The organism is Chryseobacterium sp. ZHDP1 (assembly GCF_018603435.1).
Taxonomy (GTDB): domain Bacteria; phylum Bacteroidota; class Bacteroidia; order Flavobacteriales; family Weeksellaceae; genus Chryseobacterium; species Chryseobacterium indicum.
The window spans coordinates 2,115,045-2,136,333 of record NZ_CP075682.1; the positions used below are offsets into that span (position 1 = coordinate 2,115,045).

Consider the following 21,289-nt stretch of genomic DNA (forward strand, 5'->3'; position numbering starts at 1 on the left):
ATATCTGATATTTCCACTCCGATTTTCTCAATTTCGGAAGTATCTTTTGTTTCTATTATTGCTACAACAACTACAACTACCCCATAACGGGGTGCATTTTCACATATCATTATAAGTCTGCGTACTCTTTTTTTCTAAAGAGTAAAATTCAATTTTCTATAATTAAAAAACAAATAATGAAAGTTTTAAAATTCGGAGGCACTTCGGTTGCCCATTCACAAAATATAATGTTAGTAGAAAACATTATTAAAAAAGAATCTCAGAAAAACAGAATCATCGTTGTAGTTTCAGCACTTCACGGGGTTACAGATCAATTGATAAAGGCTGCAGAAGCCGCTTCCCACAATAATGAAAATTATCTTCAAATCCTTAAAAATCTCGAAGAAAAACATTTAGATCTTGTTAAAGACCTGATTCCTTTTTCAGAACAAAGTTCATGGCTCAGTTTCGTAAAAAAACATTTTAATGATATTGAGGACATCTGCAACAGCATTTTTATATTGAAAGAGTTTACAGACAGAATCAAAGATAAAATTACATCATATGGCGAATTTCTTTCTTCAAATATTATTACAGCCAGACTGAAATCAAATGGTTCGGATGCTTGCTGGATGGATTCTCACATCGTTACAGACAGTAATTTCACCAATGCAAAAGTAAATTTTGAAGCCACAGAAAATAATCTCAGCCAATTTCTGAATGAAAATAAAAATCAGATCATTATCACTCCGGGATTCATTGCGAAAGATGTAAAAGAAAATGCCACAACGTTAGGAAGAGGAGGTTCAGACTACACAGCTTCAATCATTGCTTCCGTTATCCATGCAGATGAACTTGAGATCTGGACCGATGTAAACGGAATGATGACTTCAGATCCGCGATTGGTTTCCAATGCAAAACCTATTGCTGAAATTTCATATTCCGAAGCGATGGAACTTTCTCATTTTGGGGCAAAAGTTTTGTATCCTCCCACCATTCAGCCGGTAATGGTGAAAAATATCAACCTGAGAATCAAAAATACTTTCGATCCAGAAGCTCAGGGTACATTGATTTCTCATTATGCAAAAAAATCTCATTTTGAAAATGAACAAATTGCTGTCGGTGTATCCAATATGAGCCACGTTGCTCTGCTTACTGTAGAAGGAAGCGGAATGATAGGCATTCCCGGAGTTTCTGCAAAACTATTCCAGTGTCTGAGTCAGGAGAAAATTAATGTCATTTTAATTACCCAAAGTTCTTCAGAACACTCTATTACAATTGCGATCAGCGAAAAAGATGTTTTCAACGCAAAAAGTGCCATTGATTCTGCTTTTGAAGATGATTTAAAACTCAAAAGAATTGATCCGGTAAAGATAGAAACAGATCTTGCGATTGTTGCTTTGGTGGGAGAAAACATGAAAAGCAGAAGCGGCGTAAGTGCCAAAATGTTCGGTTGTCTGGGAAATAACGGCATCAATATCAGAGCAATTGCTCAGGGATCATCAGAAAAAAATATCAGCATTGTTATTTCAGAAAAAGATATTACAAAAGCGGTTAATGTTTTACATGAAGAATTTTTTGAGTCCGAAATAAAACAGGTGCATCTCTACATCTGCGGAACAGGAAATGTGGGAATGAAGTTAATTCAGCAGATCTATAGCCAGAACGACTATCTTAAAGAACACCTTCTTGTTAATTTAAGAATTGCTGGATTATCCAACAGCCGTAAAATGATTTTCTCAGAAAAAGGGATTTCAGAAAATGAATTTACCAACTTCGATCAAAATGGTCAGGAAGCTTCTGCGGAAAAATTTGCGCAGGAAATTATTTCAAGAAATCTAAGAAACTCTGTTTTCGTAGATGTTACCGCGAGTTCCGAAGTTCCAAGTATCTATGAGCAACTTCTGAAGAAAAGTGTAAATATTGTTGCGTGTAATAAGATTGCCGCCTCTTCTGATTTTGAAAATTATAAAAATTTAAAAAATACAGCCAGAAACCACAGTTGTCAATTTCTATTTGAAACCAATGTGGGAGCAGGATTGCCGATTATCGGAACAATTAATGATCTTATCCGAAGCGGTGATAAAATTACTTCTATTCAGGCGGTTCTCAGCGGAACTTTGAATTTTGTATTCAATAATTATGACGGAAGCAGAACATTTTCTGAAATTGTGGCTCAGGCTCAAAAAGAAGGTTACACAGAACCCGATCCCCGACTTGATTTGGCAGGAACAGACGTCGCCAGAAAAATTATCATTCTTGCCAGAGAAGCAGGCTATCCCATTGAGTTTACTTCTGTTGAAAATGAAAGTTTTCTTCCTGAAGAATGCATGAAAGGAAGCGTAAACGACTTTTATAATGCACTTTCCAAATATGAAGATCATTTTAGGAATCTTTTGGAAGAAGCAAAAAGTAAAGGCAAAATTTTAAAATATGTTGCTGAATTTAAAGAGGGAAAAGCAAAAGTAGGACTGAAGCATATTGCTCCGGAAAGCGATCTTTTCCACCTGTATGGAAAAGATAATATTGTAATTTTCAAAACGTTGAGGTATTATGAACAGCCTCTTGTTGTAAAAGGTGCGGGAGCCGGTGCAGAAGTTACTGCAAGTGGTGTTTTCGCAGATATCCTCCGTTCTGTTTAAAAATTGAGTTATGAAAAAAGTAAAATTAAAAGTTCCGGCTACCATTGCCAATCTGGTTTGCGGATTCGATATTTTAGGAATGGCAATCCATGAACCGTTTGATGTAATGGAACTGAAACTGCTGGAAACCTCTGAAATCATCATCAGACACACAGACGATTTCAGACTGCCGGAAGAAACTTCAGAAAATGTTGCAGGAAGAGTTTTATTGAAAATTCAGGAGGAATTACATCTTAAAAACGGCTTTGAGGTAATCATCCATAAAAAGATAAAACCCGGAAGCGGATTGGGCTCCAGTGCGGCAAGTGCAGCAGGAGCTGCTTTTGGAGCCAACCGTCTGCTGGGAAATATTCTTTCTAAAGAGGAAATGATTTATTTTGCCATGTTTGGTGAAGAATTAGCTTCAGGGGTGAAACATGCAGACAATATTACACCCTGTATTTTTGGTGGAATAACATTAATCAAATCTTCAAATCCCATTGATATCATTCCGCTGAATTCTCCGGACTTATTTGTAACGGCGGTTCATCCGCAGATTGAAGTAAAAACTTCTGATGCAAGACAGATTCTGAAGAAAAACATTCTTCTGAAGGATGCCATAGAGCAATGGGGAAATATTGCAGGTCTGGTTGCCGGAATTCAGAATAATGATTTCGGACTGATCGGAAGAAGTTTAAAGGATGTTATCGTAGAACCTGTAAGAAGTCTCCTGATTCCTAAATTTAATGAAATTAAAGAAAAAAGTCTCGGTTTAGGCGCTTTAGGCGGGGGTATTTCAGGTTCCGGACCTTCGGTTTTTATGCTTTCCGAGAATGAAAAAATTTCATACGAAATAGCAGAAATGATGAAATCTGTTTACAGTAAAATCAACATTGAAAGTTTCGCGTATGTTTCTAAAGTAAATCCTAAAGGAATAGAAATTATTGAAGAATAAAAAATCAGCCTATGAAGTATTATAATTTAAAAGATAAAGAAGAAGTTGTTGATTTCAAAACAGCTACCATAAAAGGACAGGGAAAAGAAAAAGGACTGTTTTTCCCAGAATATATCCCATTATTTGAAAAAGATTTTATTGAAAATTTAGACCTTTACAGCGATGTAGAAATTGCCTACCGATGCATGAAAGATTTTGTGGGCGACGAAATTCCTTCGGAGATTTTAAAAGAAATCGTTTCAGAAACCATCAATTTTGAAATTCCGTTGAAAAAAATCAATGAAAACATCTATTCTTTAGAACTTTTTCATGGTCCAACTTTAGCCTTTAAAGATGTGGGAGCCCGATTTATGAGCCGCTGTCTGTCTTATTTCCTGAAAAGTGAGAATAAAAAAGTAACCGTTTTGGTGGCTACATCCGGAGATACGGGAGGAGCCGTTGCGAATGGATTTTATAAAACTGAAAATATTAATGTGGTTATTCTTTACCCAAAAAATAGGGTAAGCGAAGTTCAGGAAAAGCAGTTAACGGCACTCGGCGAAAACATTTCTGCTTTAGAAGTTGACGGCAGCTTTGATGATTGCCAGAATTTAGTAAAACAGGCTTTCTCGGATTCAGAAATTTATTCGAAATTATTTTTAACATCTGCCAATTCCATTAATGTCGCAAGATGGCTTCCCCAGCAAATTTATTATCTGCTCGCCCTGAAGCAATGGAAAAAAACAGAAAAAGAAAAGCCTGTAATCGCTGTCCCAAGCGGAAACTTTGGTAATCTGTGTGCCGGAATTTTAGCTTATTTCCGGGGACTTCCTGTAGAACATTTTATTGCTGCGTGTAACGAAAACGATGTTATTCCCAACTATTTAAAAACAGAAAAACTACAGATAAAAGAAACAGTAGCTACGCTTTCTAACGCAATGGATGTAGGAAATCCGAGTAATTTCGTGAGAATTTTAACGCTTTTCGGGAATAAGTTTCAGGATGTGACGGATATGATTTCAGGATATTCTGTGGATGATGAAAAAACCTTAGCATCTATTAAAAATGTATATAAAAAATACAGTCATCTGCTCGATCCTCATGCTGCAGTTGCGTATGCTGCTATGGAAAAACACTTTGAAGACAATCCTAAAAAGGGCTTTATTCTGGGAACCGCTCATCCCGTAAAATTTCCTCAGGCAGTAGAAAAAGCCATTCAGACTTCAGTAGATTTACCTGAGTCTTTAGAATTATTAATGAAAAAAGAGAAAAAAAGTATTGAAATAAATCCAGATTTTGCAGAATTAAAACGATTTTTGCTTACAGAAATTTAAGAGTTATGAGCAGGATTTATTTAGAAAATGTAAAAATATACGCTTACCACGGTGTTCTTCCGGAAGAAAATATTGTTGGTACCTATTATATTGTAAATGCAGAACTTCATACTGACCTCTGGAATGCAGCAGTTTCTGATGACCTGAATGATACCATCAGTTACGCAGAAATCAACGAAATCATTCATGAGGAAATGAAAATAAAATCTAAATTGCTGGAACATGTAGCAGGAAGAATTATTTTTGCAATACATGAAAGGTTTCCGCAGGTAGATTATATTAAATTAAAAATTACCAAAACAGCTCCGCCAATGAAAGGGGAAATGACGGGTGCAAGTATAGAACTTGAAAAAAGTTTTAAGCCTTAAACTAAATATTAAAAAAAATAACACAATTGAAAGTTGTAAAAATAGTATTTCTTCTGTTTTGTACGGGTATTTTCGGGCAGACGAATATCAGCACGGAAATTCCTGACTATAATTTTCCGAAAGTGCGGTCTAATATTACGATGCCTGTGAGCATTCCGCTTTCAGAGATCAGCAATCTGATTAATGCATCGGTAAAAGATCTCATTTATCAGGACGATTCTTATACCGATAATAATAATGACCAGTTTAAGGTAAAAGTCTGGAAAACCCGCCCTATCCGGCTTGTGGGAGGAACCAATCAGAACATACTGATCGAAGTTCCTTTAAAAATCTGGGCAGAAAAAGGCATCGGAACGCTGGGACTTTATACATACCAGAACACCACTTTTGAAACGGTGATGTCTTTTAATGCAGCATTAAACTTTCAGAATAACTGGATTATTACGACCAGCACAAAACCCAACGGCTTCCGATGGGTAACACAGCCTGTTCTGGATTATGGTAAAATTAAAATCCCAATTACTTCTCTGGTTGAAAAAAGTCTGGTGGAACAACAGCAGAAATTCTGTAAAACCATCGACAGCCAAATGGCAGCACAGCTTAATTTTCAGCAATATGCAGTAATGGCTTGGAATGCATTTTCACAGCCTTTTAATATTTCTGAAGAATACAAAACCTGGCTGAAAGTTTCTCCGGTAAAGGTAAATATGACACCACTAAAGTTTTATGCCAATCAGATTGATACTACGATTGGGATTGATGTTTTTTCTGAAACTTTTACAGGAAGCCAGCCTGCTTCAACACCGCCTATAAAATCGGCTCCAAACTTCACATTTATTTCTAGTTTGGGAAACCAGTTCCTGCTTCAGACGACCGCTAATATTCCGTATACGGAAGCGACCAATATTGCGAGAAATATGTTTTTGAATAAGGAATATGATGTAAGAGGGTCATCCGTAAAAATTAAAGATATTAAAGTATACGGCGTTGATGATAAGGTAATGATAGAAGCGGAAACCGAAGGGTATGTAAACGGAAAAGCGTTTATTTCCGGAATTCCTGTGTATGATGAAACGAAAAAGAAAATTGTACTGTCCAATACAAAATTCAACCTGAAAACAGCCAATATTCTACAGAAAACAGCGACGCTGCTCTTCAGAGGAAGAATCGTAAAAATGATCGAAGAAGAATACGGAATACCTACTCAGGAACTGGAAAACAGTTCAAAGAAAAGCATCGAAGAAGCATTCAATAAAGAATATTATAAAGGTTTAAAAATGAACGGAAAAGTATTCAGCCTAAAACCAAGTAAAATCCTTCTCAATCCTTACGGAATTACTGCCGTTATTGATACCAAAGCCACTTTAAAATTAACACTAACAGGAATTTAAAATTTATAAAAACTAATACACATGAGAAAGTACCTTAAAATTGTGGATATCCACAGAGCAACGAAATGGCAAAGATTTGCGAATCTTTTTATCGACAAGCTGGTGATTAATTTGTTCTTTTTCCTTCTCGGTATTGCCGTTGTTTTCATTGATAACATTTTTGGAATGTATTATTTCACTCCAATGATTTATAAACTATCCCAAATCGGGCGTCTTGCTGATATTATTCTTACTTCATTTATATATTTTTTGTATGCTTTCCTTATGGAGTATTTTACAAACGGAAAAACAATAGGAAAATACATTACAGGAACGAAAGTCATTATGACGGACGGCACATCTCCGACTTTACAGGATTATTTTATACGAAATATTTCCAGACTTGTCCCTTTTGATGCACTGTCATTTCTTGGAGAAAACGGATGGCACGACAGTTGGAGCGATACAAGGGTAATACATACCAAAAATTATGAGACTGAAAGACAGGCAAAAAGCGAAATAGAGAGCATTGGCACGAAAGAAATTGCTTAAAAATTTTTGTTCGAAAATAAATTTTACTATATTTGCACACCTCAAAAATGGTAAATGGTACTTTGGCCGAGCGGCTAGGCAGTGGTCTGCAACACCATCTACAGCGGTTCGAATCCGCTAGGTACCTCCAAACAAACCTCTAAACATCTGTAAATCAGATAATTAGAGGTTTTTTATTTATATAAATTTCAACTTAATTCTAACGACAATCTATTGGATTCGCTAAAACAAAAAACTTCCCAGAACAAACTGAGAAGTTTAAAAAACTGTTTAAAAACGAATGGAAATTGAATGTATAAAACTACAATAAAGCTTTTCTAAATGAGTATGACCAGAGTCATAATACAAAAACCTCCCGCAAACGGGAGGCAAACTTACTGAGATACTAAAACATTTATATGTTATATTTCTAAAATTAATTATAATATGTTCTCCATTTTATGATTCCAGTCATATAAATAATTCCAATAACCGGCAACAAAAAAACCTATAAAACACTAAACCTAAACTATTTACATATTATATTTTTTAAGTTTATAAATATTACGTAATAAAAATTGTTGTATAAAACATTATATTTTTCACTAAATAATGATTAAATTTGCGTAAACTAAAATCATGACATTCAACGAAGCATTAAAACACAAGAAAAACATTTTAAAAAATTCCAGCGAGTTTACAAAAACGCTGTATGATTACATTATTATTCCAAGTATTGACGAAGAAGGTCTCAAATACATTGAAGAGTTTAAAAAATCTCCCGATTCGTTTATGGATGAGAGCTGTAAGAGATACAGCAGTAATGATAGGTTTAAAGTATTTTTATTTGCCAAAAACCAAAACTAAAGCTTCCGTTTTCCCTTCTCTATTGCTATATTTTCCGCAAAAACAAAAAATCCCCGTATTTCTACGAGGATAAAAACTAATAACCATGAAAACTCAAATTAAACATGAGTGACTGCAAATTTATGAAATGTTAGTTTTACATACATCTATATCGAATATTAATTCCATCAATTAACAATTTTTATCAAAGATTAAAAAACTGTTAATATCCTTATAAAAGGATATATTTTCTTTAATATTCAACCCACTCCCCTTTTATTGCTGTGGTTACAGACATATAGCAAATTAAACATTACTTGATTCTCTTATTCTTTTAATAATCTAAGTTTTAACACTTATTAAGAAATAAAAAAAATAAGCCCCCATTGCTGAGGGCTTATTTGGTGTGTAAACTATTAATTATTGTTATTCCTTAATGAACTTTTTCTGTACAGTTCCTTTAGAATCTTCAATATCGATTACATAAATTCCATTAATTAATGCATGAACATCAATTTTGTTGTTTAAGATAACTCCGGTTGATACCACCTGTCCTGCTGAATTATAAATCTTATAATTCGCTCTGCTGCTGATATTCTTAACATTCAGTACAGAACTCACAGGATTCGGATAGATTAATATATCTGTCTGATTAATCGGGTTAGGAACAGGAAGCTTAGAAATTCTTACTGTGTAATCTTCTACTTCGCCATTCGGGAAGTTGGTACAATTTACAGGAATAACATCTTTGCCCATTGCTACTCTCATCACTACATATTTGTAGTCTACCAGACTGATAAATGCATCTGCAGGTACCGTAAACGTAGTGCTCGCAGTAGGATTACTGTTTGGTCCGTCAGCAAGGATTCTTTCGTTGATATCAAAATATCCGTTTCTGTTGAAATCGATCCATACGGCAACTCCTGCTTTATTGTTTCCTGACAGTTTTTTATCAATTATGATTTTATTGTCGGAAGACCCCTGAATCAGTTCAATAAACTTGTTTGTAACTCCTGTATAATCTGTATAATTAGATCCTACGGAAGTATTCGTCATCTGAGGTTTACCATTTGGCGTTACCGTTACTTTAGAGATATACTCTGAAGTTGTTGTTCCGGTAGATGCCATCTGACAGTAAACGATCGTTGGCGTCGTGAAGAAATAAGGCAGTGTATATGTACCCGGAGTTCCGCTACAAACGTTTGCTACCTGCATTTCATATTTAGTCAGTTCCAATAAACCTGTAAGGGTAATCGTATTGGTATTAGACGGTACCATTGTCCAGCTCGGAATACCTACTTTTCTGTATCTCAGGATATAAGTAGCACCCGGGAAAGGATCCCATGTTACCTGCGCCGTAGTTGGAGTAATCGCTGTAATGGTAAGTCCCGGAGGAGGTAACTGACACGTTCTTTCCGTAGTGAACACTTTAGGATTAGACCAAGTGTTAATAGTGGTTTCTCCATTACAGATATTCGCCACCTGTACTTCATATGTAGTGTACGGAGTTAATCCGGTAAGTGGATATGTATTTAAAGGAGGTGCGGTGATATTCACCGTAGTCCATGTTCCTGTACCTACAATTCTGTATCTGATTACATACGTTGCACTTGATACAATTGGAGCCCATGTTACCAAGGCAGAGTTTGTCGTAATATTAGTTACCGTTACACTCGGCGGCGTAGGATCACATCTTGTGGTAAACACAGCCGGAGTAGCAGTACCTTCGGTATTGTTACAAACCGCAACTACCATTACATCATATTTTGTAGCCGGATCTAAACCTGTAGTTATTGTATAAGATGTTGCCGGCGGCGCTATTACAACTGAAGAATTCACCCATGGTGTCGTTCCGTTCTTTCTCCAGTATACTTTGTACCCCAGGTTATCAGGAGAAGGGGTCCAGTGTACAGTAGCTGCATTGTGAGCAATAGCATCTACATAAACATTCGTAGGTGCGGTTGTAGAACAAGGCTTAATGATAAATGTAAAGTCTACATAATTTCCATAAGGAGCCGGTCCGCATGGAGTTAGCGTACCGATATAAGACGCTGCAAATCTTGCTCTGTAAGAACCTGAAGGACGACCCACAGAACTTATCGGAGCGTTAGCAACAGAATTTATATAACCTCCGGAATAATACACCTGTTCAGTAGCCGGATCAAATACTAAATCATTATTCCAGTCGATCCAGATATAATAATAATAAGTACTGGTTCCCGCATTCATGGAAACATTGGCTACTCCTCCCGGTAATACAGAGAAACTGGTAGCAGAATTGTTTACATAGGCACTATAAGCAGTAGCCGTATAGTTCAGGTTTGTAAATCCGTTTGTAGTGGTAATCGTTTTTAAATAATTAGTTGTTGATGAAGAACCTCCTGTAGGAACACAGTAGTTTGTATAAACTGTACGTGGTCCTGACCAATAACTAATATCTGAACTGCTACATCTTGCTCTTACCCAAAAATAATACGTTGTGCTTGACGCTAATCCCGATACCAGTTGGCTAGGTCCTGGAACTCCGGTGAACTGAGGAACAGTTGCTGCTGTAGGAGCAACTCCAGTAGTATTGTAATAAACATCATAACCGTTTGCCGGTGGTGTAGCCGGAACAGTCCACTGTATGGTTGCACTTGACGTTGTCGCATTTGCAATCACAAGACCAGTCGGAGGAAGACACGTCGGAGGAGCTACCACAGATAAGGTAAAATCTACATAATTTCCGTATGCAGCAGGTCCGCAAGCACTATTTGCACCAATAAACGATGAAGAAGTACGAACTCGGTAGTTCCCTATCGGCTGTCCCGCAGGGATTGCAATATTTGCCGTTGCCGTTGCAGTATAAGTAGTGGTTGCTAAAATAGTTTCTCCCGGATCGTTAAAGTCAAGATCATTATTCCAGTCTACCCATACATAATAAAAATAGGTACTTCCACCGGATGTCGCCAAGTTGGTCGTTACTGTAAATCCTGGAGAGCTTAAAACAACACTAGGAGAATTTACATATGCCTGATACGAAGAAGCAGTATAAGCTAAATTGGTCCACCCACCTGTAGTGGTAATATTATTCAGATAATAAGTTGTTGAAGAAGAACCTCCCGTAGGAACACAGTAATTTGTATAAACCGTACGTGGTCCTGACCAATAACTAATATCTGAACTGCTGCATTTCGCTCTTACCCATACATAATACGTTGTACTTGAAGCCAAACCGGTAATCAGCTGGCTAGGTCCCGTTACACCGCTATATTGAGGAACTGTTGCTGCTGTAGGAGCAACCCCCGTAGTATTGTAATAAACATCATAACCGTTTGCCGGTGGTGTAGCCGGAACAGTCCACTGTATGGTAGCACTTGATGTTGTTGCCGTAGTGATCGTAAGACCAGTCGGAGGCAGACACGTTGGAGGAGCCACAACAGATAAAGTGAAATCTACGAAATTTCCATACGGAGCTGGTCCGCACGAAGTATTTGCACCAATAAATGATGACGACGTACGAACTCTGTAGTTTCCGACAGCCTGTCCTGCAGGAATTACAATATTCGCTGTTGCGGTTGAAGTATAAGTAGTGGTCGCAAGAATCGTTTCTCCCGGATCATTAAAATCCAGATCGTTATTCCAGTCTACCCAAACGTAGTAATAATATGTACTTCCACCCGAAGTAGCTAAATTCGTAGTCACTGTAAATCCTGGTGAGCTCAATATCACTCCCGGAGAGTTTACATAAGCCTGATACGAAGAAGCAGTATAAGCAAGGTTAGTCCATCCGCCTGTAGTCGTAACATTATTTAAATAATACGTTGTAGAAGACGTACCACCTGTAGGAGTACAATATCCTGTATACACGGTAATAGGTCCTATTAACGAACTTTGAGCCGTGGAACTGCATTTTGCTTTAATCCATACGTAATACGTTGTATTAGCAGCTAAACCCGGAATTGTATAACTCGTTGCAGTTCCTGCAATACCCGTAATCTGTGGCGTTGCGGGAGGAGTTGTGGTGGTGCTGTAATATATTTCATAACCGTTTGCCGGAGGGGTTGATGCTGCCGCCCAACTTACAGAAGCACTGGAAGTAGTAACCGCTGTAGAAGTGAAACCAGACGGTCCAAAACAAGACGGCGGAGTCCATGTGTAGATAAGACCATCCGAAGGCATTCCCGGAGTAGCAACAGTTGTATTAAATGACTGGCTGCCGGTATTTACCGTTGCCAAAGCAGAAGCCGTAAATAATGCTGTGGTAGCATTCTGTCTGTGATTAAAATCGGCATTGCTTGATCCTCTCAATCCTACCTGAGTAGTTCCGCTTACGGAAGTATTACCTATAAGATAACTTCCGCCTTTGTATACTACAGCAATCGTATTAGTAGTCTCTCTGAGTCTGATCTGAAAAGAAAAAGTATAAACACTCGTTGTAGAAGTTGAGTACGCTGGTCTGAAATCTGACCACTGTACTACAATTTCTCTGTTCGGAGCTGTACCTACAACCGCCCAACTGATACTTCCTGTCTTAGAATTAATATTAAAAATTGAATTTAAATCTTTACCCCATGCAGAAACAGCTCCTGCATAAGTTTCCGTACTGGAAATCGGGCTGTAAGTACCAGCTCCGGGAGCTGTCGCCCCAAAAGTAATAAATCCGTTTGTTGATACATTAATAGAAGAATAATTACTTCCGTTAAAAGAAACAGGGAAAGGAAGAGTAACCGGATAAATAACGTTATCCAGAGAGGCTGCTCCTGTACTTCCCGTTGCAGTTGCCAGTACCGTTGCCGTACCCGGCAAATCTGTATAGGTTCCCGTAGACTGAGAAAAACTATAAGAACTTACCTGCGCACTCAGTATATACGAAAGTGCCAAGAAAAAAAACAATAGATATTTTTTCATATTAATAAATATTAGATCCTTATAAGGATATGAGAATTATAAATTTTGTTTAAGAAGTTATTTCCTGAATACGAACTATCCAAGAAACTGAAATTGTGATAAAATTGAAAAAAAGTAAAAAAATTCACCATAGGCTAGAAATTTATTATTTACTGCAAATCTAACGCGTTTTTTGATAATACATAGTATAAATTACAATATTTTTACAAAAAACGCATCAAATTTTAACTATACAGTTCATTAACTTAGAATATTTATTTTTTTAATAACGTCATCTTTTCTGTTTTATTATAACACATTTCCGACCTTAATAAATTCATGTTTAATAATAATCCGATGTAAATAAAATAAAATTCTGTTGGCTAAATTAAAAATAGCCTCCCGATTAAGGAGGCTACACAAACTAATTTTTAAAGTAAATTTTAAATTATTCTTCCCATGCGATAGGAACATAAATCGTGACATATCCATCAGAATCTACTTTGGCTTCAGAAACCTCTGCAGTTACAGATCCGTATCCTACCCATCCGCCTTGTCCCTGAGTTGCTGTGAAGGTATAAGTACCTTCCGGAAGACCATCAAAATATTGTGGCAAAGACTGCATTCCGCTACCGCCATAGGTTTCAAAAGTTTCTCCGGTTACAGTATTGGTTGCTACAAAGTTTCCGAGATCATAACTCCCCGAAAGTGTTTTAGTGCCATTCTGATTCTGTAATCCAAACCGGATCTGGTAAGTTTCTGTCTGGGCAACAGATTGAATAGGTGAATGTTTTTTTTCAGAATCATTTTTAGATGCCGAAAATGAGCTTACAGCAGCAATTACGCCTGCAAAAAGCACAACTTTTACAATTGAATTTTTCATAATAATGTAATTTGGTAAATCAAATATAAAAAATTCATATTAATCCATTTTTAAGTGAAAATCAATAAATTTTTACATTTCAAAACCGTTATTAATAAAGGAATTCAACAAAATATTGAGATTCATTTAAAAACTTTAACATTACTTAACGGAATTTTGGCTTCATAATTGAAAATAGAAATAACATCGAAATTGGATTGACTTAAAATCCTTATAAAAATTTGAGTTATGAAAAGTATAGTATTAACAGGACTGATGTCTGTATTTTTACTGACCGCCTGTAAAAAAGACGACCAGATAGCCCAACAATCTTTGGAACAGCAGAAAATGGAGTTCCAGATGAGACAATTGGAAATTGAGAAACAAAAATTAGCCATTGAAAAAGAAAAAATGGCTTATGAAGCACAGAAAAAAGCCGACAGTGTTTTAGAAGTTCAGCAAGCCAAAACAGCGGCAGCTAATGCTAAACCGCAGGTAATAAGAGAAACACGTACAGTATACAGAGACAGACCGAGCAGAAGTTCTTCTTCCAACAGCGGGACTTATGCCAATAACGGAACTTCTTCCCAGACCACCGCAAAGAAAAAAGGGATGAGTGAAGCCGCAAAAGGTACCATTATTGGTGCTGTAGGAGGAGCCGCTTTGGGAGCAATTGTTAATAAGAAAAGTCCGGGAGCGGGTGCTGCCATTGGTGGTGTAATTGGTGGTGCTACCGGTTATACTCTGGGTAGAGCGCAGGACAGAAAAAGCGGAAGAGTCCAGCCAAGATAATTTTATTTTAACGATAACAAAAAAGATTGCTTATTTTTAGGCAATCTTTTTTTATGATTCTACTTTTTTTTTCTACACTTTTGCTTCTTCCTGTTTTAATGGGAATAGGAAAAATTACAGAAAATTTTTCAGGAAAATTATGGGAAGGCGTCTCCGGAAAAATATTTTTGGGAATTCTTGGAATAAGTTTACTGTGGACAATTGCTGCTTTTTTTATCCCTTTAAACAGCTATGTAGAATTTTCTACAATTGCGATAGGATTGATTTATTTTTTTAAGGATAAACTTTATAAAGATTTTACCGCCTTTTCAAAAAAAGATTTTTCGCTGATTGCTGCAACTTCATTAATTATTGTATACTGCGGATCTTTTTACCCTTATATTTTAGACCATTTCGGATATTATGTTCCCACCATAAAATGGCTGAAAGAATTTGGCTTAATAAAAGGAATATCCAACCTCGATCTTACCCTCGGACAAATGTCGGTCTGGCATATTTTTCAGACGGGATTTTCAAATTTTACCGATCCGTTTTTAAGAATCAATTCTGTTGTACTGATTATTTATACCTTATATATAATAGAAAAGAAAAGCTGGATTCAACTTTGTTTTATTCCGGTTTTACTATTGTTCTGCCAGTCGCCAAGTCCGGATTTGCCTGTTATTATTTTCTCACTCATCATTTTAAATGAAATTTTAAAACAAAATAAACAAACCACTCTCCTATTCGCTTTTTCGGTTTTTGTTTTTATCATTAAACCTACTATGATCTGGCTGCCGGTTTTGAGTTGTCTCTACTCTATTTTTATTTTGAAATCCAACTTAAAAAATTTAATCTTCGGAATTTTAATCGGCTTCCTGTTTTTCATTAAAAATATTTACACATTCGGATATCCCGTTTTCCCTGTTTCAATAATAGATTTAGGAGTAAACTGGAAACCCAATCCTGAAGTTTTAAAAATATCTTCTCAGTTTGCTATTCAGAAAACATACGACATGCAGTATTCGTATGAAGAAATTCAAAAATTTTCTGCTATTGATTACATCAGAAACTGGATTTTTTTAAACGGAATCAAAGCAAAAATAAATTTACTTTTTATTGTTAGTTTAATCATCTTCACTGTTTTTACCTTCATCAAAAAAAACAGAATCATTACTTTTATCTGTATCTCGCTTATCATTAAAAGTATTTTGGTTCTTCTTTTTTCAGCACAGTACAGATTTTTTATGGATGTCTTTTTTGTGATTTTCTTTTTACTGTTTGTTGATTATTTCAATCAAAAAAAATCTCTTATTGTATTTTCTGGTTTAAGCATCATCTTTGTTAGCTTTTTAACTTTCCCGAATATTTTGCAGACGTATTTTCCAAGTTTTAACCCCGGAAACTTCATGGGAAAATTTGAAAAAGAACAGTTGTACAAACCTTCAGTCTATGAAAGCACAAAGTTTGATTCTTTCAGAGTTGGTAATTTAAACTTTCATGTTTCGGAAAATTATCCTTTTAATTACGATTCTAAAATCCCTGCTATTTCCGCAGGCTACGTTTCACAGGATGAAAAAGCGGGCATATTTCCTCAACTCATCGATAATACAGATCTTAAAAAAGGATTTATCTGGAAAAAATTAAATAATGAAGAAAGGAAACAGGCAAAATCTGTCATTCATACCATCAATCCTCTTGGTAAATAGATCATATCTCCAGATCCTTTTTATCTGAAGAAAAAGCCTTAAATTTGTAGTATGTTAAATACTTTAGGTAATCTTCTCAGTCTTACAACATTTGGAGAAAGTCACGGTCTGGCTTACGGTGGAATCATTAATAATTTTCCGGCAGGTTTAACGGTAGATTTCGATAAAATTCAGTACGAATTGGATCGCAGAAGACCGGGACAGTCCGCAATCGTAACCCAAAGAAAAGAAAGTGATACGGTGAAATTTCTTTCAGGAATTTTTGAAGGAAAGACAACAGGAACTCCCATCGGCTTCATCATCGAAAACGAAAATCAGAAATCAAAAGATTATGATCACATAGCAGAATCTTATCGTCCGAGCCATGCCGATTTTACCTATGATCAGAAATACGGATTGAGGGATTATCGCGGCGGCGGAAAATCTTCTGCAAGAGAAACCATCAACTGGGTGGTTGCCGGAGCTTTAGCAAAACAGTTTTTATCGGATATCGAGATCAACGCTTACGTTTCTTCCGTAGGCGAAATTTTCTGTGAAAAACCTTATCAGGCTTTGAATTTTTCGAAAACCGAAACCAATGAAGTACGTTGTCCGGATGCTGAAACGGCAGAAAAAATGATCGAAAGAATCAAGGAAATAAAAAAAGAAGGAAACACGATTGGCGGAACAATTACCTGCGTGATTAAAAATGTTCCTGTAGGAATCGGCGAACCTGTTTTCTCAAAACTTCAGGCAGAATTAGGAAAAGCCATGCTCAACATTAATGCGGCAAAAGGCTTCGAATACGGAAGCGGTTTCTGCGGTGCCAAAATGACGGGGAAAGAACATAACGATCTTTTCAATGAAGATTTTACCACAAAGTCTAATCTTTCGGGAGGAATTCAGGGCGGAATTTCCAACGGAATGGATATTTATTTCCGTGTGGCTTTCAAGCCTGTGGCGACGATTTTAAGACCTCAGGAAAGTGTGGATAAATACGGAAATACTGCAATTGTGGAAGGAAAAGGACGTCATGATCCATGCGTACTTCCAAGAGCAGTTCCGGTGGTGGAAAGTCTGGCGGCGTTTGTTCTGGCAGATTTATTCCTCATCAACAAAACAAGAAACATCAATAATTTTTAAACATCATAATTTTAGCAGTGAAAAATTACTGGGAAAAAGGCATCTCTTTCGAAGAGTATGTGGAAATCGGAAAACAGAGATTAGAAAACCCTTCCGATCAGCAGGAAGCAGATTATAAACCTTATTACGAACTTGGACTTCAGAGAATCGACAGAACGTTAAAAAAGTATGTGGCGGATGAAGAACAGCTAAAACAGTTAGAATCTAAAAATTTCGACGGTAAAATTTTAATTATTTCTGAGGTCTGGTGTGGTGATGCAAGTGCAACCGTTCCTGCTTTGGTTAAATTTTTCGAAGGTAAAAATGAGGTTCGTATTTTTCTGAGAGACAGCGATAAGAGTTTAATCAGTCAGTTTTTAACGAACGGAACCGAATCCATCCCGAAAGTGATTATTCTGGATAAAGATTTTAACGTTAAAAATTCATGGGGACCGCGTCCGAAATTCGGAACAGAACTTCTGATGAAATACAAGGCTGATCCTGAAGTATATACTAAAGATCATTTCTATAACGATCTTCAGGTGTATTATGCGAAGAACAGAGGAAAAGATGCCGTTCAGGAAATTTTAGAATTGTTGTAATATGTCGAAATTTTTCAGATTTTTTGTTGTAATTCTATGCATTTCGAATTTTCTGAATGCTCAAAATTCAAAGCTTGAAAATAAAGAATTATTTTTTTCAAAAGAATATGAAAAATTTTCTCAGAATGACGACTACGATGGTAAAGAATCTCAGTCTTTACATTTTTCTGCAGAATTCAAAAAATTCATTTCCGAAAATCCTGAAACACTGTCGTATAACTTTAAAAAATTGAATAATAAAGTAAACGTCATTACCTCAGAAGATAAAAAACTCAGATTTTATGTTTGGGACACAGAATTGGGAGGAACGATGAAAAGCTTCGATCAGATCATTCAATATTCATCAAACGGAAAAGTAAAAACCATTTATAATAAAGAACAATCTGATTCTCCTTATTTTATTTCCGAAATTATAAAGGTTCCTCTTAATAATCAGATGTATTATCTTGTTATTTCTAACGGGATTTTCTCTACGAAAGATCAGGCTCAGGCAATTCAGGCATTTACGATCCGAAAAGATCAGTTAATTGATTCTGATAAGATTTTTAAAACAAAAACAACAACTCTCAATAAAATTCAGGTTGATTTTGACTTTTTCAGCGTTGTTGACAGACCGGAACGTCCGCTGAAACTGATTACATTTGATAAAGACAAATTGTATATTCCGATTGTTAATAAAGACGGAGTTGTTTCAAAAAAATTTCTGGTTTATCAGCTTAATAATAATTACTTTCAATATATTGGGACAAAATAAATAATAGAGATTTAATGAAAAAAAATATAATTTACATTGTGCTGATCGCAGTTATTGCCATTATCGCATTTATTCCGGGAGTAAAGGAGAAACTGCAGGAAGCATTTTTTCCGGTAGCAACGATTGAAAATGCAGTACACATCAGCGAAGAAGATTATGATATTGACCTGAAAGGAATTAATGTTCCCGATACCAATCTTAAAGCTTTTAAAGACAAGGCGGTTTTCCTTAATTTCTGGGGAACATGGTGTGCTCCGTGTAGAAAAGAATGGCCTTCGATCCAGAAACTGTATGATACCAGAAAAGATCATGTAAATTTTGTTTTAATCGCCATGGAAGACAAAGAGGATGCGGTAAGAAAATTTCTGAAAGATAATAATTACAACGTTCCTGTATACATTGCGCAAAGCCCGATTTCCGAGAAAATACTTCCGAAAGTGTTTCCTACAACCTATTTGCTGGATAAAGACGGAAGAATTTTAATTAAGGAAGATGCTTCAAGAGACTGGAATACAGAATCTACCCATCAGTTTATAGATAATATTATTAAATAATTTTAACTAAATTTTGTAAATTATTGGTACAGAATTTGCGAAATTTACAGAGTTAAAAAAAAATTATTTAAACCTAAACACAAAATGAAGTATTCTAAACTGAATCTGGCAAAAGAAGCGATTAACCACAAAGGTTTCGTAAAAAAAATCCCTGATATTTTCAGAATGATAAAAATGTGGAGAAAAGGAGAATATCCTATGAGATCCATCGATATTATTCTGCCGTTGTTGGGACTTTTATACGTCATCTCACCAATAGATCTTCTGCCGGAAGTTGCCGTCCCAGTGATCGGCGTTTTGGATGATCTTGCTGTTTTATCACTTGCAATTCCAAAGCTGATAAAAGAGGTAGATAAATTTCTTCTCTGGGAAACCGAGCAAAAATATAATTCAGGCACCACGAAAGTAATTGATGCCGAAATTGTAAAATAATTTGAAGATAATATTTAAAAGCCATTCGTCGTACGAGTGGTTTTTTTATGGAGAAATGTTAAAAGTGAATCGTAAATTTTAATCTCGCAGATTTTATTGATTTAGCAGATTAATTTTGTGTCATTCGTGAAAACATTCGTGTCATTCGTGTTTGAAAAAAAACGAAACAAAATTCACAATTGACATTTAACATCATTTCCTTAAATTTGCAACATCTAATAAAAAATAATGGAAAGTAAAAAAGAATTCTTTTTGGAGTGCTACAAACTGGGCATCATTAAATTCGGAAGATTTACCCTGAAAAGCGGAATCGAAAGCCCTTTTTATGTAGATTTAAGACCTTTGGCTTCAGATCCGAAAATCTTAAAAAATTTAGCCAATTATTTACTGGATATGCTTCCTCTGGATAATTTTGATCTGATCTGCGGAGTTCCTTATGCAGCACTTCCGATGGCTACAGCAATGTCTCTGGAAAGCTATATTCCGTTAATTATTAAAAGAAAAGAAGCGAAAAACTACGGGACTAAGAAACTGATCGAAGGAATTTACCAGAAAGGGCAAAACTGTCTTTTGGTGGAAGACGTCATTACTTCAGGAAAATCTTTAATTGAAACCATTGCAGAAGTTGAGCAGGAAGACATCAAAGTTGCGGACATCGTGGTGGTTTTAGACAGAGAGCAGGGCGGAAAAGAGCTTCTGGAAAGCCGAGGCTACAGAGTTCATACGCTATTCAATATTTCTGAAGTCTGCACCATTCTTCGTGAAAACGGCGAACTTACGGATGATGAAGTAAAGAGAATTCAGGATTTTTTACAGGGAAACCATATTCAGTTTGAAGAAAAAATAAGACCTTCTTACGAACAGAAATTAGAAGCCGCGCAACATTCCGTTTCCAAAAAATTGCTGGAAACCGCTTTAGCAAAACAGTCTAATTTAATCGCTTCTGCGGATGTTACCACAACTCAGGAATTATTAGATTTAGCTGAAAAAGTGGGACCACACGTTATTGCTTTAAAAACTCACATCGATATTATTTCGGATTTTGAATACGAAAAAACCATTACTCCGTTAAAAGCTCTTGCTGCAAAACACAATTTCCTTTTAATGGAAGACAGAAAATTTGCAGACATCGGAAACACGCAGGAACTTCAGTTTACAAGCGGTGTTTTTAAAATTACAGACTGGGCAGATTTTGTGACTTCACAGGTGATCGGAGGTTTTGAATCTTTAGACTGCTTCAAAAATGTAGGCGTTGTAGCCATCATCGGAATGTCTTCGAAAGGTGCATTAACAACAAGTGCTTATCGTGAAGAAGCGTTAAAAATAGCTTCATCGCACCCGAATGTTATCGGAGGAGTATCTCAAAATGCGCTTCCTGAGGAAATGTTATTATTCACGCCGGGTGTAAATTTAGCCGATTCAGGAGACGGAAAAGGACAGCAGTACAATACTCCGGAACACGTTTTTAAAACACTTCATACAGATTTCATTATTGTAGGAAGAGGAATTTATAAAGCTGAAAATGCAGAACAGGCAGCTCAGACTTATAAAAACGAAGGCTGGAAAGCATATTTAAATTCTTTAGAAAAAAAAGCAGTTCAGCCGTAAAATCTTTGCGGAATCTCTGCAAAATAAGTTATATTTGATACTTT

At 36.1% G+C, this 21,289-nt stretch carries 17 protein-coding genes and 1 tRNA gene; 16 read left to right on the plus strand and 2 right to left on the minus strand.

The window, feature by feature from the left end:
• Positions 1–176 precede the first annotated feature (176 nt).
• From thrA to KKI44_RS09755, 8 genes are all read left to right on the plus strand, one after another.
• Positions 177–2,621, plus strand: a complete 2,445-nt coding sequence (thrA, locus tag KKI44_RS09720) for a bifunctional aspartate kinase/homoserine dehydrogenase I (RefSeq protein WP_214590821.1) — start codon at positions 177–179, stop codon at positions 2,619–2,621.
• A gap of 10 nt (positions 2,622–2,631) precedes the next feature.
• Positions 2,632–3,555: a homoserine kinase gene (locus KKI44_RS09725; RefSeq protein ID WP_214590822.1), complete on the plus strand. Its 924-nt coding sequence runs from the start codon at positions 2,632–2,634 to the stop codon at positions 3,553–3,555.
• 11 nt (positions 3,556–3,566) lie between these two features.
• Positions 3,567–4,868 carry a threonine synthase gene (gene thrC / locus KKI44_RS09730; RefSeq protein WP_214590823.1) on the plus strand — a complete coding sequence of 434 codons (1,302 nt, stop codon included), beginning with the start codon at positions 3,567–3,569 and terminating at the stop codon, positions 4,866–4,868.
• A gap of 5 nt (positions 4,869–4,873) precedes the next feature.
• Entirely contained in the window at positions 4,874–5,236 is a 363-nt protein-coding gene (folB, locus tag KKI44_RS09735) for a dihydroneopterin aldolase (RefSeq protein ID WP_214590824.1), read from the plus strand.
• A 26-nt stretch (positions 5,237–5,262) separates the two neighbouring features.
• A complete protein-coding gene (locus KKI44_RS09740; protein ID WP_214590825.1) occupies positions 5,263–6,627 on the plus strand; it encodes a DUF4403 family protein in 1,365 nt (454 codons plus the stop codon).
• 21 nt (positions 6,628–6,648) lie between these two features.
• On the plus strand, positions 6,649–7,158 hold the full coding sequence (locus KKI44_RS09745) for an RDD family protein (RefSeq protein ID WP_214590826.1): 510 nt from the start codon (positions 6,649–6,651) through the stop codon (positions 7,156–7,158).
• 56 nt (positions 7,159–7,214) lie between these two features.
• Positions 7,215–7,288 (plus strand) — tRNA-Cys (locus KKI44_RS09750).
• A 488-nt stretch (positions 7,289–7,776) separates the two neighbouring features.
• On the plus strand, positions 7,777–8,004 hold the full coding sequence (locus tag KKI44_RS09755) for a hypothetical protein (RefSeq protein WP_214590827.1): 228 nt from the start codon (positions 7,777–7,779) through the stop codon (positions 8,002–8,004).
• 405 nt (positions 8,005–8,409) lie between these two features.
• Here KKI44_RS09755 and KKI44_RS09760 read toward each other — a convergent pair whose 3' ends face one another.
• Complete coding sequence (locus KKI44_RS09760; RefSeq protein WP_214590828.1) at positions 8,410–12,873, minus strand: fibronectin type III domain-containing protein; 4,464 nt, start codon at positions 12,871–12,873, stop codon at positions 8,410–8,412.
• Positions 12,874–13,300: 427 nt separating this feature from the next.
• Positions 13,301–13,735, minus strand: a complete 435-nt coding sequence (locus KKI44_RS09765) for a hypothetical protein (RefSeq protein ID WP_214590829.1) — start codon at positions 13,733–13,735, stop codon at positions 13,301–13,303.
• A 228-nt stretch (positions 13,736–13,963) separates the two neighbouring features.
• Here KKI44_RS09765 and KKI44_RS09770 point away from each other — a divergent pair, with 228 nt between their 5' ends.
• From KKI44_RS09770 to pyrF, 8 genes are all read left to right on the plus strand, one after another.
• Positions 13,964–14,506 carry a YMGG-like glycine zipper-containing protein gene (locus KKI44_RS09770; RefSeq protein ID WP_214590830.1) on the plus strand — a complete coding sequence of 181 codons (543 nt, stop codon included), beginning with the start codon at positions 13,964–13,966 and terminating at the stop codon, positions 14,504–14,506.
• Between the two features lie 53 nt (positions 14,507–14,559).
• Positions 14,560–16,194 (plus strand): LIC_10190 family membrane protein, encoded by a 1,635-nt coding sequence (locus tag KKI44_RS09775; RefSeq protein ID WP_214590831.1) that lies wholly within the window; start codon positions 14,560–14,562, stop codon positions 16,192–16,194.
• A gap of 51 nt (positions 16,195–16,245) precedes the next feature.
• The gene (gene aroC / locus KKI44_RS09780) at positions 16,246–17,316 is read left to right on the plus strand and encodes a chorismate synthase (protein WP_214590832.1); all 1,071 of its coding nucleotides are present in this window, start codon (positions 16,246–16,248) and stop codon (positions 17,314–17,316) included.
• A 17-nt stretch (positions 17,317–17,333) separates the two neighbouring features.
• Positions 17,334–17,897, plus strand: coding sequence for a thioredoxin family protein (locus KKI44_RS09785; RefSeq protein ID WP_214590833.1), 564 nt, complete (start codon positions 17,334–17,336; stop codon positions 17,895–17,897).
• A 1-nt stretch (position 17,898) separates the two neighbouring features.
• On the plus strand, positions 17,899–18,651 hold the full coding sequence (locus KKI44_RS09790) for a hypothetical protein (protein WP_214590834.1): 753 nt from the start codon (positions 17,899–17,901) through the stop codon (positions 18,649–18,651).
• A 14-nt stretch (positions 18,652–18,665) separates the two neighbouring features.
• On the plus strand, positions 18,666–19,205 hold the full coding sequence (locus tag KKI44_RS09795; protein WP_214590835.1) for a TlpA family protein disulfide reductase: 540 nt from the start codon (positions 18,666–18,668) through the stop codon (positions 19,203–19,205).
• 84 nt (positions 19,206–19,289) lie between these two features.
• Complete coding sequence (locus tag KKI44_RS09800) at positions 19,290–19,637, plus strand: YkvA family protein (protein WP_076390861.1); 348 nt, start codon at positions 19,290–19,292, stop codon at positions 19,635–19,637.
• Between the two features lie 228 nt (positions 19,638–19,865).
• Positions 19,866–21,245 carry an orotidine-5'-phosphate decarboxylase gene (gene pyrF, locus KKI44_RS09805; RefSeq protein WP_185208318.1) on the plus strand — a complete coding sequence of 460 codons (1,380 nt, stop codon included), beginning with the start codon at positions 19,866–19,868 and terminating at the stop codon, positions 21,243–21,245.
• Positions 21,246–21,289 lie beyond the last annotated feature (44 nt).

Bases quoted from the DNA above. Each gene is read 5' to 3' on its own strand.
- KKI44_RS09790 (WP_214590834.1), top strand. From the start codon at position 17,899: ATGTCGAAATTTTTCAGATTTTTTGTTGTAATTCTATGCATTTCGAAT.
- KKI44_RS09760 (WP_214590828.1), bottom strand. From the start codon at position 12,873: ATGAAAAAATATCTATTGTTTTTTTTCTTGGCACTTTCGTATATACTG.
- KKI44_RS09755 (WP_214590827.1), top strand. From the start codon at position 7,777: ATGACATTCAACGAAGCATTAAAACACAAGAAAAACATTTTAAAAAAT.
- folB (WP_214590824.1), top strand. From the start codon at position 4,874: ATGAGCAGGATTTATTTAGAAAATGTAAAAATATACGCTTACCACGGT.
- KKI44_RS09800 (WP_076390861.1), top strand. From the start codon at position 19,290: ATGAAGTATTCTAAACTGAATCTGGCAAAAGAAGCGATTAACCACAAA.
- KKI44_RS09795 (WP_214590835.1), top strand. From the start codon at position 18,666: ATGAAAAAAAATATAATTTACATTGTGCTGATCGCAGTTATTGCCATT.
- KKI44_RS09725 (WP_214590822.1), top strand. From the start codon at position 2,632: ATGAAAAAAGTAAAATTAAAAGTTCCGGCTACCATTGCCAATCTGGTT.
- aroC (WP_214590832.1), top strand. From the start codon at position 16,246: ATGTTAAATACTTTAGGTAATCTTCTCAGTCTTACAACATTTGGAGAA.
- thrC (WP_214590823.1), top strand. From the start codon at position 3,567: ATGAAGTATTATAATTTAAAAGATAAAGAAGAAGTTGTTGATTTCAAA.
- thrA (WP_214590821.1), top strand. From the start codon at position 177: ATGAAAGTTTTAAAATTCGGAGGCACTTCGGTTGCCCATTCACAAAAT.
- KKI44_RS09775 (WP_214590831.1), top strand. From the start codon at position 14,560: ATGATTCTACTTTTTTTTTCTACACTTTTGCTTCTTCCTGTTTTAATG.
- pyrF (WP_185208318.1), top strand. From the start codon at position 19,866: ATGGAAAGTAAAAAAGAATTCTTTTTGGAGTGCTACAAACTGGGCATC.
- KKI44_RS09745 (WP_214590826.1), top strand. From the start codon at position 6,649: ATGAGAAAGTACCTTAAAATTGTGGATATCCACAGAGCAACGAAATGG.
- KKI44_RS09770 (WP_214590830.1), top strand. From the start codon at position 13,964: ATGAAAAGTATAGTATTAACAGGACTGATGTCTGTATTTTTACTGACC.
- KKI44_RS09765 (WP_214590829.1), bottom strand. From the start codon at position 13,735: ATGAAAAATTCAATTGTAAAAGTTGTGCTTTTTGCAGGCGTAATTGCT.